The sequence below is a fragment of the Gaetbulibacter aestuarii genome, assembly GCF_039537665.1.
In the GTDB taxonomy this organism is placed as follows: domain Bacteria; phylum Bacteroidota; class Bacteroidia; order Flavobacteriales; family Flavobacteriaceae; genus Gaetbulibacter_A; species Gaetbulibacter_A aestuarii.
Genome location: NZ_BAABAY010000001.1, coordinates 270,707 through 284,392 on the forward strand (window position 1 = coordinate 270,707; position 13,686 = coordinate 284,392).

10 protein-coding genes are annotated in these 13,686 nt (G+C 40.0%); 5 read left to right on the forward strand and 5 right to left on the reverse strand.

From position 1 onward, the window contains the following. Nucleotides 1–41: 41 nt before the first annotated feature. The 4 genes from ABD682_RS01085 to ABD682_RS01100 are packed head-to-tail and all read left to right on the forward strand — an operon-like array spanning nt 42 to nt 3,673. Nucleotides 42–1,568 (forward strand): sensor histidine kinase, encoded by a 1,527-nt coding sequence (locus ABD682_RS01085; RefSeq protein ID WP_344738082.1) that lies wholly within the window; start codon nt 42–44, stop codon nt 1,566–1,568. Then, entirely contained in the window at nt 1,561–2,241 is a 681-nt protein-coding gene (locus ABD682_RS01090; RefSeq protein WP_344738084.1) for a response regulator transcription factor, read from the forward strand. Before ABD682_RS01085 ends, ABD682_RS01090 begins: the two co-directional genes overlap by 8 nt. 33 nt (nt 2,242–2,274) lie before the next feature. Next, nucleotides 2,275–3,054 (forward strand): hypothetical protein, encoded by a 780-nt coding sequence (locus tag ABD682_RS01095; protein ID WP_344738086.1) that lies wholly within the window; start codon nt 2,275–2,277, stop codon nt 3,052–3,054. 4 nt (nt 3,055–3,058) lie between these two features. Continuing rightward, nucleotides 3,059–3,673 (forward strand): deoxynucleoside kinase, encoded by a 615-nt coding sequence (locus tag ABD682_RS01100; protein WP_344738088.1) that lies wholly within the window; start codon nt 3,059–3,061, stop codon nt 3,671–3,673. Nucleotides 3,674–3,870: 197 nt separating this feature from the next. Here the strand turns inward: ABD682_RS01100 and ABD682_RS01105 are convergent, their stop codons facing one another. After that, the gene (locus tag ABD682_RS01105) at nt 3,871–6,267 is read right to left on the reverse strand and encodes a sodium-translocating pyrophosphatase (RefSeq protein ID WP_344738090.1); all 2,397 of its coding nucleotides are present in this window, start codon (nt 6,265–6,267) and stop codon (nt 3,871–3,873) included. Nucleotides 6,268–6,509: 242 nt separating this feature from the next. Further along, on the reverse strand, nt 6,510–7,037 hold the full coding sequence (locus ABD682_RS01110) for an inorganic diphosphatase (protein ID WP_344738092.1): 528 nt from the start codon (nt 7,035–7,037) through the stop codon (nt 6,510–6,512). A gap of 194 nt (nt 7,038–7,231) precedes the next feature. Here ABD682_RS01110 and ABD682_RS01115 point away from each other — a divergent pair, with 194 nt between their 5' ends. Then, on the forward strand, nt 7,232–9,463 hold the full coding sequence (locus ABD682_RS01115) for a M1 family metallopeptidase (protein WP_344738094.1): 2,232 nt from the start codon (nt 7,232–7,234) through the stop codon (nt 9,461–9,463). Nucleotides 9,464–9,467: 4 nt separating this feature from the next. Here the strand turns inward: ABD682_RS01115 and hutG are convergent, their stop codons facing one another. Genes hutG through ABD682_RS01130 form a run of 3 tightly spaced genes read right to left on the reverse strand, consistent with a single transcriptional unit; the run spans nt 9,468 to nt 13,685 of the window. After that, complete coding sequence (gene hutG, locus ABD682_RS01120) at nt 9,468–10,466, reverse strand: formimidoylglutamase (protein WP_344738096.1); 999 nt, start codon at nt 10,464–10,466, stop codon at nt 9,468–9,470. Continuing rightward, nucleotides 10,459–11,694 (reverse strand): imidazolonepropionase, encoded by a 1,236-nt coding sequence (gene hutI, locus ABD682_RS01125; RefSeq protein WP_344738098.1) that lies wholly within the window; start codon nt 11,692–11,694, stop codon nt 10,459–10,461. The genes hutG and hutI overlap by 8 nt, the downstream gene beginning before the upstream one ends. Continuing rightward, a complete protein-coding gene (locus ABD682_RS01130) occupies nt 11,694–13,685 on the reverse strand; it encodes a urocanate hydratase (RefSeq protein WP_344738100.1) in 1,992 nt (663 codons plus the stop codon). Before ABD682_RS01130 ends, hutI begins: the two co-directional genes overlap by 1 nt. Between the last annotated feature and the right edge of the window lies 1 nt (nt 13,686).

The window sequence follows — 13,686 nt, forward strand, 5'->3', positions numbered from 1 at the left end:
AGCGATTAGTTTAAAACCAAAGTAAGGTTTACATTTGACATATGAATACCAAAAAATACACCTATACTTTATATATTATCGTGATGGTTATTTGCGTTACGATTGGTATTCAATGGTATTGGAACTACAAGAATTACCTGTTTAACAAACAACAACTTATTAAAGATGTTCAGATAAGTCTGGACAAAGCTGTGGATGATTATTATACCGATCTGGCACAGAAAACAACTTTAGGTTTTGAGATTGAAGGCGAAGCTCAAAAAGATGTTTTAGGCAAAGGAAATTTTTTGCTTGATATAGCTAAATCCATTGATTCAACTCATGCCAAATACAAAACGCTGGATTCCTTAAAAATCAATACGGATTCTTTAAAAGGCGTTAAGTTTTATCGGGGTCTAAAAGCGGATTCCCTCTATAAAGCCCAGGGTATTGGTTCCAATGAAAATAACACCGTTTTTCTAAAAAATGATCGTGGTAAAAATTGGAATACGAATGACACGCTCGATATGAGCCAAATCGGACTCCTAACCTCAAAGATTGTTATTTCCATCAAGTCGGACTCCGTAAATGTGAAACATATTGATAGTTTATTAAAAGCAGATTTACAGCGAAAAAGCATCCCGATTTCCTATCATTTAAAGTTTTCCGAAGGACATGATGTTTTTATTCATAAAAATGAGTTTGCAAATGACTCTACGCAAACTAAAAAAGTATTACATGTTGCCTCTAATTCTACTTTTTTACCAAAAGACAGCAGCTTAAAGATCTATTTTGAAAATATCAATTGGGCTGTTTTTAAACGCATCTTATCAGGTATTTTAATTTCGGTGCTTTTAGTACTCGCCGTGATTAGTTGTTTATTCTATTTGCTGCGTATTATTAAAAACCAAAAACAACTGGCCGAAATAAAGAACGACCTCATTAGTAATATGACCCACGAATTTAAAACACCCATTGCTACCATTGGCGTGGCTCTGGAAAGCATTAAAAATTTTCGGGCCATTGAAGATAAAGAAAAGACTAAAAAATACCTGACCATGTCTGAAGACCAATTAGGCAAACTCAACCTCATGGTAGAAAAACTATTGGAAACAGCTACGCTGGACAGTAATAATTTAGAACTAAATAAAGAAGAAACGGATATTAGAACGCTTGTAGAACATTTGGTAGAAAAACACCGGCTACAAACCGAAAAATCGATCCGTCTAAGTCTGCCCGATAAAGAACTTATAGCACAGGTGGATGCCTTTCATTTGGAAAATGCGATCAATAATATTCTGGATAATGCCGTAAAATACGGTGGTGAAACTATTAATGTCGTATTGTCGCAACGAGCAAGTGACTTTAGTTTAAGTATTTCCGATTCCGGCGATAGCCTGAAAAAACAACATAAAGATAAAATTTTCGAAAAATTCTATCGCGCACCTAAAGGTAATACTCACGATGTAAAAGGCTTCGGTATTGGGCTGTACTACACTAAAAAGATCGTGGAAAAACATCAGGGCAATATCGCTTTAGAACTGCAAAAACAATTAACGACCTTTAAAATCACCATACCCAATGGCTAAAATCAAAATACTTTTAGCAGAAGACGAACCAGCCCTGGGACAGATCATCAAAGAAAGTCTGGAAACTCGTGATTTCGACGTATTACTCTGTGAAAATGGCGAAAAAGCTTTTGAGGTTTTTAATAACGAAACCCCTGAGTTATTGGTTCTCGATGTGATGATGCCCAAAAAAGATGGTTTCACGCTAGCCAAAGAGATCCGTACGATAGACGACCATATCCCTATTATATTTTTAACGGCAAAGTCGCAAACGCAAGATGTGGTAGAAGGCTTTTCTGTAGGTGGGAATGATTATTTAAAAAAACCTTTTAGCATGGAGGAACTTATTGTTAGGATCCATAATCTCCTTGGGCGAACCATGCTTCAGAAAACAGCAGAAATAATAAGTCTTGGCGATTTTCAATTTAATTTTCCCAAACAAGTGTTGCAGTATAAGAATGAACCTGAAGTGCAACTCACACATCGCGAAGCCCATTTATTATTTCATCTGATAAAAAATAAAAACCAGGTGTTAGACCGCAGTTTGATCCTAAACAAATTATGGGGCAGCGACGACTTCTTCAACGCGCGAAGCATGGATGTATTCATTACAAAATTGCGCAAAAAATTAAGCCCAGACGAAAGTATCAAGATCATTAATGTTCGTGGTTTCGGATATAAGTTAATTTGCTAAAAGTGGTTTGAATTTTGTATTTTTCAAACTATAATGAAATACACCGTTTGCCTTTTTATTTTCTTTAGCACTTTGCTTTCAGCTCAGGAATCCATTCCTGCTACATTCATTGATAGCACCAAAATTCAAGCAGACCAGGTAGTTTCGGTAGATAATTTTGGTAACACCTATTTCATAAAAGACAATGTGTTCTTTAAAAAAACCGACACTAAGATCCTAAGGTATATTAATTTGCAATTAGGGAATCTAAGCACAGCACAGGTCTTCAATCCCTTAAAAATAAATCTGTTCTATCAGGATTTCAATACGGTGGTAATTCTTGATAACCGTCTGGCCGAGATCGCTAAGATCGATTTTAATACGCTCCCTGAATATCGCAATATCACCCATATAAGTACCGGAAGCGATAACACACTTTGGATATTCAATCAGGATCGCCAGCAACTGGAACGCTTTGATTATAAACTTCAAAAAACCGTAATGAATACACTGCCAATAACCTCGCCGGTCTTGGATATGATCAGTAATTATAACACCTGTTGGCTGCTTACACAAAACAACCTTTACATCTACAATTATTTTGGCAGCGTTATTCAAAAAATAAAAAATACAGGCTACACCAAACTGTGTTTAGCACCTAATGGAATCGTTCTTGAAAAGGAAAATAAATTGTTCTATCTTAAATTAGATGATCAGGACGTACAAGCCATTAAGCTTCCAAATTTGTTGATAAAACAGTTTTTTGTAACCAATGAAACCTTGTATATTTACAACTTCGAAACCCTCGCGAAACACCAAATAAAAATCGATTAAGATCATGCATATTGCTGTTGCCGGAAACATTGGCGCTGGAAAAACGACCCTCACAAAACTATTGGCTAAACATTATAAATGGGAGGCGCAATTGGAGGACGTTGTCGACAATCCTTATCTGGACGATTTTTACAACCAAATGGCGCGCTGGAGTTTCAATTTGCAGGTATATTTCCTGAACAGTAGGTTTCGTCAGGTTTTGCAAATTCGCGAAAGCGGTAAAAATATCATTCAGGATCGTACCATTTATGAAGATGCGCATATTTTTGCGCCCAACCTACACGCTATGGGCCTCATGACGAATCGCGATTTCGAAAACTACAAAAGCCTTTTCGACCTCATGGAATCCCTGGTAAAGGGTCCGGATGTACTTATTTATCTACGTAGCACTATACCCAATTTGGTGAACCAGATTCACAAACGCGGCCGCGATTACGAGAACTCCATCAGTATCGATTACCTAAGTAGGTTAAACGAACGCTACGAAGCCTGGATTCATGGTTACGATAAAGGCAAATTACTCATTATCGATGTCGATAAACTCGATTTTGTAAGCAATCCGGAAGATCTGGGCCAGATCATCAATACTATCGATGCCGAAATCAACGGACTTTTCTAAAAGTTTTTAATTTATTATTTGGGCGTTACCCTCGATACCTCGGGTCGGGCTTTTCGCGCTACACGGTAGCTTGCTACAATCCCTGCCTGCCGGCAGGCAGGCCTAACGCAATCCCTGCTCCACAACAGGCAGACCGAAAGAAAAAACCACGCCGAAGCGTGGTTTTCAAAGTATATTCTAAAATAATAGGAACTAAGCTATTTCGTTACTTCCTGTTTTACTTCTTTCTTAATCTCTATTTTGGCTCCGGCCTCCGCGTCTTCAGCTTTCATGGCTTCAAGCTTGGCGCTAACTTCAGCTTCGGTTCCTTCAATAGTGTTATAATCTGTTGTTTTCTCTCCGTTCTTGGTTGTTGTTGTAGTTACCACGGCTTTAACGGTATTATCGTCGTTCTGAGTCATATTCACTTCAACGTTCTTCTGAATATGCATCATAGCAGCTTGATCTACATCGGTATTCTGCTCACTCATCCCTTCAGGTCCAACAGCAATACTCGGTGCAATTACCAAAGCCACAACCGACATTAATTTTAGTAAAATATTTAATGACGGGCCTGAAGTATCTTTAAACGGATCTCCAACCGTATCACCAACAACAGCCGCTTTGTGCGCATCGGTACCTTTTCTACCTTGTTCTTCAATAGTTTTCTTAGCATTATCCCAGGCACCACCGGCATTTGATTGGAAAATGGCCATAAGCACACCGGTAGTCGTTACACCGGCAAGTAAACCTCCCAGCATTTGTGCACCACCAATAAAACCAACAGCAACCGGAACAGCAATAGCTAATACACCGGGTAACACCATTTCTTTTATAGAAGCCTTTGTTGAAATATCCACACATTTCTCATACTCGGCATAACCATCTGCAGCATCAAAAATCTTTCTATCAGCATCAGAAGCTTTGGTCATATCAGAATCATACTTACGCATCACCTCTAAAGCAGCCTTCAATTGTGGAATATCTCTAAACTGACGACGAACTTCTTCGATCATCGACATGGCCGCACGACCTACTGCATTCATCGCCAAGGCTGAGAATACAAATGGTAACATACCTCCAACTAAAAGTCCGGCCATAATATTTGGTTTCGAAACATCAATGGATGATATACCCGCTGTTTTCATAAAAGCCGCAAACAAAGCCAGCGCTGTAAGGGCTGCAGAAGCAATGGCAAATCCTTTACCAATGGCAGCAGTTGTATTTCCTACAGCATCCAATTTATCGGTACGCTCTCTTACTTCATGCGGCAATTCTGCCATTTCAGCAATACCTCCGGCGTTATCAGAAATTGGTCCGTAAGCATCAACGGCCAACTGAATACCCGTATTTGCCAACATACCAACCGCTGCAATAGCGATTCCATATAATCCGGCGAAATAATGCGATACCAGGATTGCTCCGGCAATTAAAAGGATTGGTATGGCGGTACTCATCATACCTGTTCCGAGTCCGGCTATAATGTTTGTAGCCGATCCGGTTTCAGATTGTGCCACAATATTATTTACAGGTTTTTTTCCTGTTCCGGTGTAATATTCAGTTACTTTTCCAACGGCTAATCCGGCAACTAATCCGGCAATAGTAGCCCAGAAAACACCCATGGCACCAAAAGGTAAGCCTTCAATTGTTTCCGGGATAAAAGCAGTAATAATAAAATAAGATGCTACTACCATAAATCCGGCGGAGCCAAATTCTCCAATATTTAGAGCGGTTTGTGGATTACCACCATCCTTCACACGAACAAAAAATGTTCCGATAATCGACATAACAATTCCAGTAGCTGCTAGGGCTAGGGGTAAGTAAACAGCACCAAGTCCGTTCAATTCCGGAGTAATAATATATGCTCCAAGAACCATGGTACCAATAATGGATCCTACATAAGATTCAAAAAGGTCGGCACCCATTCCGGCAACATCACCAACATTGTCACCTACGTTATCTGCAATCGTTGCAGGGTTTAACGGGTGATCTTCAGGAATACCGGCTTCTACTTTACCAACTAAATCCGCTCCTACGTCGGCAGCTTTGGTATAAATTCCTCCACCCACACGAGCAAATAAAGCTATAGATGAAGCACCTAAAGAAAATCCTGAAAGTACGTTAAGCACCTCAGCAATGTCCCAGCCCATTTCGCCGTAGATCATAAACAAACTGCTCAAACCTAAAACGCCTAAACCTACAACACCAAGGCCCATAACGGCACCACCGGCGAAGGCAACCTCAAGGGCTTTACCAAGAGAGGTTCTGGCCGCATTTGTTGTACGCACATTCGCTTTTGTGGCGACACGCATACCAATAAAACCTGCCAATGCCGAGCACACAGCACCAACAATAAAGGATACGGCTACCAAGCCGTTTGATCCCTGTTCTGCACTTCCTTTAAAGTACAACAAGATCGCTACAGCAACCACAAAAATCGATAAGATTTTGTACTCTGCTTTTAGGAAAGACATCGCACCATCGGCAATGTTCTTCGCGATCTTAATCATTTTTTCATCACCTTGATCCTGTTTAGAAACCCAAGCACTTTTAATAAACACAAAGGCTAAGGCCAACACACCAAAAAGTGGTAAAAAATCTACTATTAAATCCATATTAGTTTCAGTTAGTTTGAATAAAAAATTTTTAACGGGGCTAAAAATAGTAAAATATAAGTGATAAAAAAAACCCCGATATATTTAAGATGATTTAAATATTTCGGGGATTTTTACGAATATGATAATATGGAGTCGTTCCTCAAATTCAAGGAATCTTCCAACTAAATTTTGATTCGTTTGGTTTCAAAAAAAAAGAAATAAAAAAGCCATCCGAATATAGATGGCTTTTAATCAACTTTTTAGATCATAAAAGTTCTTTTCTCTTTATGCTCACTATTATTATAGCGCGCCACGCATTCGTGGTAGATCTTAATGGCTTCTTCAGCATTTCCCCAACCACCAACATCAACTTTTTTCTTTTCAAGGTCTTTATACACCTGAAAGAAATGTTCAATTTCTTTTAAACGGTGTGGGTTCAGATCAGCTATGTCTGAACGCTTGCTCCAAACCGGGTCAGAAACCGGTACACAGATTAATTTTTCATCCGGTCCTTTTTCATCGGTCATGTGAAACACCCCGATCGGACGTACTTCCATAACTACCATTGGATAAGACGGCTCTGTAGATAAAACCAGGATATCTAAAGGGTCATGGTCCAAAGCCAGGGTTTCCGGAATAAAACCGTAATCGCCCGGATACATCATCGAAGAAAATAAGGTTCTGTCGAAACGAATTTTGTTCAACGTAAAGTCGTATTCATATTTATTTCTACTTCCTTTTGGTATTTCTATCAATACATCAAAAGTCAACTTCTTTTTAGCACTCATGAGTTCTTTTATTTAGGGCTGCAAAGGTACTGAACCCTTTGTCAGCAAGCAAGGAATCGTTTTGTTTTTGCAGACATTTATACTTTTTTGAACCGTAACCTTCAAATTGTTAAAAATTGTTATAATAAATTCAACATAATAAAAACTTCTTCCATTATTAGTATCTTGCATGTCAAAATTTGAAACCTTTTGGCATGAAAAAATACCTTTTTATTCTCCCCCTAATTTTTATCTCCCAATGCTTACTTGCACAAACGAAGCCCTGGCAAGGCAAATTCGAACCTATCGACAACATGATCGCGGCACCAAACACATATCGTGCGGCAAGTGGTGCTCCAGGTGCTGAGTATTGGCAGCAACGTGCTAATTACGATATCAAAGCACACATTGATGAAAAGACAAACGTACTTTCCGGCGAGGAAACCATTACTTATTTCAACAACTCTCCAGACGTATTGGATTATTTGTGGGTGCAATTAGAACAAAATGTCAATAAAGAAGGTAATGAGGATTTTGGCTCTATTTTCAATGGTATGGAAGACGGTATCACTACCAGAAAAATGGAATTCCTTACCCGTCCTATTAAATTTCCTGCGGGTTATACCATTAAATCTGTTACAGATACAAACGGCAAACCAATTAGCACTTTGGTAAATAATACCATGATGAAATTGAATTTGAGTGAACCACTTAAACCCGGATCTTCAATTCAGTTTCATGTAGCCTGGTCGTATCCGGCCACAGATCGCAGTTTGTTCCGCTTATCGCGCGAAGGTTTTGAGTATTATCCGGAAGATGATAACAAAGAATTCCTTATGGGGCATTGGTACCCCAGAATGGCTGTTTACAACGATACAGAAGGTTGGCAAAATCAGCAATTTCAGCGCTTAGGTGAATTTGCTTTGGAATTTGGCGATTTTGATGTTGCCATTACCATTCCTGCGGATTATGTTGTGGCAGCAACCGGTAAATTAATGAACTCCAATGAGGTTTTAACAAAAACGCAAAGGGAGCGCATGGCCGAAGCTGAAAATAGTTATGATAAACCAGTCATGATCATTACGGAAGATGAAGCCATTGCAAATGAAAAAACAAAATCGAATAAAGAGAAAACCTGGAAATTCTCTGCTAAAAATGTTAGAGATTTCTCTTTTGCGGCTTCAAGAAAATTCCTTTGGGATGCTCAGGCCGTAAAACTTCCAACCAATAAGGTCATGGCTATGTCCTTCTATCCTAAAGAAGGGTTACCGGTTTGGAAAGAGGAATCTACAAACGCTGTTAAGCAAGCCCTTGAAGTTTACTCTGAAGCCACATTTGATTATCCTTACCCTGTGGCGATTTCTGTAAACACCTCCAATATTGGTATGGAATATCCCATGATCAGTTTTAATGGTGGTCGTCCGGATAAAAATGGTTTTATCAGCGAGCGCGCCAAGCAAGGTATGGTAAGCACCATCGTTCATGAAGTTGGGCATAACTGGTTCCCGATGATCGTGAGTTCTGATGAGCGTAAATGGATGTGGATGGATGAAGGTTTGAATACCTTTTTACATCAACGCACTTTAGCTGAACGCTATCCTGATTACAGACATACAACACCAAAAAGTATTGTGCCTTACATGAGTGGCGACACCAATATTATGCGTCCAATCATGGTAACCTCAGATAACGAGTTATTCAATCAATTTGGAAATAACTTTTACCAAAAACCTACGGTAGGTTTACAAATGTTGCGAAATTCTATTATGGGTAAAGCCTTATTCGATGAAGCTTTCCGCACATATGCCAATCGTTGGAAGTACAAGCATCCGAATCCTGCAGATCTTTTCAGAACATTGGAAGACGCCTCCGCAACAGATTTGGACTGGTTTTTCAGAGGCTGGTTCTTTACCACAGACCATGTGGATATGGAGCTCAGCAATGTAAAATGGTTCAAAGTTTATGAGGACAATAAGAATATTGAAGATCAGAACAAGGTTTCCAAAATGAAAATAGAAGCTCAAGGTAATGCTGCAAATAGCAATGCCAAAGATTTCTCAAACGGTCCTGAAGTTGTTCCCATGACAGATTCACCGGATTCTGATTACGGTCAGTTCCTATCGCGTATCGATAACGACGAAATGCGTAAAGCTGTTTCAGGCAAAAACATCTATGAGGTCACTATTAAAAATGTTGGCGGACTGGTAATGCCGGTAACTATTCAATGGATCTATACGGATGGCACTACCGAGATCGAACGATTACCTGCCCAGATCTGGCGCAGAAATGAATATGAGGTTAAGAGAACCTTTATCAAGGACAAGGAGGTAAAAGAAGTGAATCTGGATCCTAATTTTGAGTTCGCTGATACCGATATGAGCAATAATAGTTTCCCAAAAGAAGACAAACCATCTGAGTTTGATTCCTTCAAAAAGAAACAGAATTAAAAACCTATAAGCTTCGGGGCGCGTTGCCAACAACAAAATCAACTAGCCTCGAAGCTAAAATAGCTGTTTGGCCATCACGGTCGTACTTCGGATTTAACTCGGCGATATCCAGAGCAATAACCTTCTCACTATTCAATAGAAAACCCAGGATGTTAAAAACAAAGTCCGGAGAAAATCCCAATGGTGAAGGCGCGCTAACCCCCGGCGCATAAGCTGAAGAAAAGCCATCCAAATCGATAGTGATATACAAGGTATCAACAGATGCGATAAAGGCATTTAGTTTGGATTTTATTGCTTCCAAAGAAGATTTATCTGATAGACATTCCTCTGCATAAACAACCTTGACCTGTTCAGCTTTAGCAATCTCAAATAGCTGTTTGGTATTTGATCCTTTTTGAATGCCCAAAACAAAATAATCGAAAGGTTTATTTTCTTTCTTAAGCACACTATTTATTTGATTGAAAGGTGTTCCTGAATTTGGACTTTCTTCTATTGGGCGCAGATCAAAATGTGCATCAAAATTGATGATTCCAATACGTTTATTTTGGTTCTCACAAGCCTTTTTGATTCCCATAAAATGGGCATAAGCCATATCATGACCGCCACCTAAACCAATAGGAAAGATCCTGTTCGAAATCATGTTCGCAATACTTTCTGAAAATGTTTCGCGGCAAGCTTCAAGATCGGAGTCTTTACATAGAACAGTTCCAAAATCATAAACGGTTTTAGTTTCATGATGCCAGGCCACTTTACCCAATTTTCCACGCAAGACTTTTGGTCCTTCCACTGCACCTACCCTGCCCTGATTGCGTTTAACACCTTCATCGCAGGCATACCCCAATAAACCAAAACCACCGGATTCCAGATTTTTCAATTCTGAAATGGCTTTACATACAACGGCTTGATACCAATATTGCACACCTAAGCTCTCAGAAATTTTTCTTCCAGACCAATGATCAGGTTTTCCCGGGTTATAATTAGTATGTTGCAAATCTTTACTCAATTTTATGTCCTTTTATATACACCGAATCCACATGATCTTCACCAAAGGAATACGGTAAAAAACTGTATGAATTAACAGGTTCCGTAATCATAAAATTAGCGAATTTTCCTTTCGTTATAGAACCTAATTGATTTTCTAAGCCCATGGCATAAGCGCCGTTTATGGTTGCCGCATTAATGGCTTCTTCAGGGGTCATTCCCATTTTCACGCAAGCTGTGGATACTACAAAATTCATATTTCCCGATGGCGCAGAACCAGGATTATAGTCTGTGGCTAAAGCCAAAGGCAATCCGGTATCTATAATTTTTCTTGCGGGTGTGTAGGGAATGCTCAAAAAATAGGAACACCCCGGTAGCGCTACGGGCATGGTCCTGGAATTTTGTAAAACTTGGATATCGGCTTCCAAAAGCAATTCTAAATGATCTACCGATAAAGCATCATTTTTAACACCCGCGGCAACGCCTCCAATGGTAGTAAACTGGTTCACGTGGATCTTAGCTTTTAATCCATAAGCCTTTCCTGCCTTTAATATAGCTTCGGTATCTTCCACAGAAAAATAACCGGTTTCACAAAACACATCAATATATTCTGCCAGATTCTCGCCGGCTATTTTTGGGATCCAACTTTCAATGAGTTCCTTCACATAAGTTTCTTTATCGGTGTTTTTAGGAACGGCATGAGCCCCTAGAAATGTTGCTTTTACACTTATCGGAAACGCTTCTTTTAAGCGTTTGATCACGCGAAGCATTTTTAATTCAGCTTCAAGAGTTAGTCCATACCCTGATTTGATCTCGATGGCTCCAGTTCCCATGGCCATGACAGCTTTCAATCGTGCCTTACTTTGTTGATAGAGGTCTTCTTCAGAAGTATTTTGAAGCGTCTTTGCCGAATTTAAGATTCCACCACCTTTCTTAGCGATTTCTTCATAGGTCAATCCATGAATGCGATCCACGAACTCCCTCTCCCGATTTCCGGCATAAACCAAATGCGTATGCGAATCGCACCAGGTAGGTATAACAATTTTCCCCGAAGCATCTTCAACCTGATCAAAATCTATACTTTCAGGACAGTCTGTCATCGGTCCGAAATTTGAGATCATTTCATCTTCAACAACCAAAAAAGCATTTTTAATTGTTGGCAATTCGGCCATTTCCTTTCCTGATAGAAATGACGTCGATGTCTCCCGAACCTGAAGTAATTCCTTAATATTTTTTACTAATAGTTTCATTAAAAGAGATCATTTAAGAGGTTATCCTCAACCATATGAGGTAAGGTTACTTTAAGATTTGGCGTACGTTCCATTTCGCGCTTTATAGCAAAAATAGCCTCATCATTTCGTGCCCAACTTCGGCGTGCAATACCATTATTTACATCATAGAACAACATGTTTTTCAATCGGGCATCAGCTTCTTTACTGCCATCCAATACCAAACCAAATCCTCCGTTGATCACTTCACCCCAGCCTACGCCACCACCATTGTGGATGGATACCCAAGATGCACCACGGAAGCTATCACCAATGACATTTTGAATAGCCATATCGGCAGTAAACTGACTGCCATCGTAAATATTCGAGGTTTCTCTATAAGGTGAATCTGTACCACTCACATCGTGATGATCGCGACCTAAAACTACCGGTCCTATATGCCCTTCAGCAACCGCCTTATTAAAAGCTTCAGCAATTTTTAAACGTCCTTCCGCATCTGCATACAAGATACGTGCTTGCGAGCCAACAACCAATTTATTGGATTTGGCATTTTCGATCCAGGTGATATTATCCTGCATTTGCTGTTTGATTTCTTCCGGTGCAGTTTCCTGAATGGTCTTTAGAACATTGGACGCTATACCATCTGTAAAATCCAGATCTTCAGATTTTCCGGAAGTACAAACCCAGCGGAACGGCCCAAAACCATAATCAAAACACATGGGCCCTAAAATATCCTGAACATAGGATGGGTATTTAAAGTCATCGCCATCCATAACATCAGCACCGGCACGAGAAGCTTCCAATAAAAAGGCATTTCCATAATCGAAGAAATACGTGCCACGCTCCGCATGTTTATTTATGGCATCCGCCTGTCTTCTTAAGGAAGCCTGCACTTTTTCTTTAAATGGCTCTGGTTGCTCGCGCATCATGGTATTCGATTCCTCATACGTTAAGCCTACAGGGTAATAGCCACCGGTCCATGGAATATGCAGCGAGGTTTGATCTGAACCTAAATGCACATAAATATCATCATCATAAAAGCGTTCCCAAACATCCACTACATTACCGATGAAAGCAATAGAAACCACCTCATCATTTTTCTGAGCCTCACGAACACGAAAAACCAAGGCGTCCATATCGTCAATAAGTTCATCAACCCAATCTTGATCGTAACGTTTTTTAGCGGCTTTCGGATTGATCTCGGCGCAAACCGTAATACAACCTACAATATTTCCAGCCTTAGGTTGCGCCCCACTCATTCCTCCTAATCCGGCTGTTAAAAATACTTTTCCCGAAGGTGACTCCCCGGATTTCAATTGCTTTCGGAAGGCATTCATAACGGTAATTGTAGTACCGTGAACGATGCCCTGCGGACCGATATACATGAAAGACCCCGCTGTCATTTGTCCGTATTGCGTAACCCCCAAAGCATTGAAGCGTTCCCAGTCGTCTGGTTTAGAATAATTCGGGATCATCATACCGTTACTTACAACCACACGTGGTGCCGCTTTTGAAGAAGGAAACAGCCCCATGGGATGTCCGGAATATAGGTGCAGGGTTTGCTCATCCGTCATCGTTGCCAGATATTTCATGGTGAGTAAATACTGCGCCCAGTTCTGAAATACGGCCCCGTTTCCACCATAAGTGATCAACTCTTCAGGATGCTGTGCGACGTCAGGATTGAGATTGTTTTGGATCATCAACATAATGGCTGCAGCATGTTGTGATTTCGCAGGATATTCGTGGATGGGTCTGGCATACATGGGATAATCCGGCTTAAAGCGATACATATAAATACGCCCAAAATCTAAAAGTTCCTGAGCAAATTCTTTGGCTAAAGTATCATGCCAGGCTTCAGGAAAATAACGTAAAGCGTTTCTAACGGCCAACTTTTTTTCTTCCGTTGATAATATATCTTTTCGTTTCGGCGCACGATTCGAGTTTTCCGGATAGGGTTTCTTTGCCGGTAGTTTAACCGGTATGCCTTGTAATATGCTTTCCTTGAACGTCATG

Coding starts and splice junctions, on each gene's coding strand:
- ABD682_RS01085 (WP_344738082.1), top strand. CDS start 42: ATGAATACCAAAAAATACACCTATACTTTATATATTATCGTGATGGTT.
- ABD682_RS01090 (WP_344738084.1), top strand. CDS start 1,561: ATGGCTAAAATCAAAATACTTTTAGCAGAAGACGAACCAGCCCTGGGA.
- ABD682_RS01095 (WP_344738086.1), top strand. CDS start 2,275: ATGAAATACACCGTTTGCCTTTTTATTTTCTTTAGCACTTTGCTTTCA.
- ABD682_RS01100 (WP_344738088.1), top strand. CDS start 3,059: ATGCATATTGCTGTTGCCGGAAACATTGGCGCTGGAAAAACGACCCTC.
- ABD682_RS01105 (WP_344738090.1), bottom strand. CDS start 6,267: ATGGATTTAATAGTAGATTTTTTACCACTTTTTGGTGTGTTGGCCTTA.
- ABD682_RS01110 (WP_344738092.1), bottom strand. CDS start 7,037: ATGAGTGCTAAAAAGAAGTTGACTTTTGATGTATTGATAGAAATACCA.
- ABD682_RS01115 (WP_344738094.1), top strand. CDS start 7,232: ATGAAAAAATACCTTTTTATTCTCCCCCTAATTTTTATCTCCCAATGC.
- hutI (WP_344738098.1), bottom strand. CDS start 11,694: ATGAAACTATTAGTAAAAAATATTAAGGAATTACTTCAGGTTCGGGAG.
- ABD682_RS01130 (WP_344738100.1), bottom strand. CDS start 13,685: ATGACGTTCAAGGAAAGCATATTACAAGGCATACCGGTTAAACTACCG.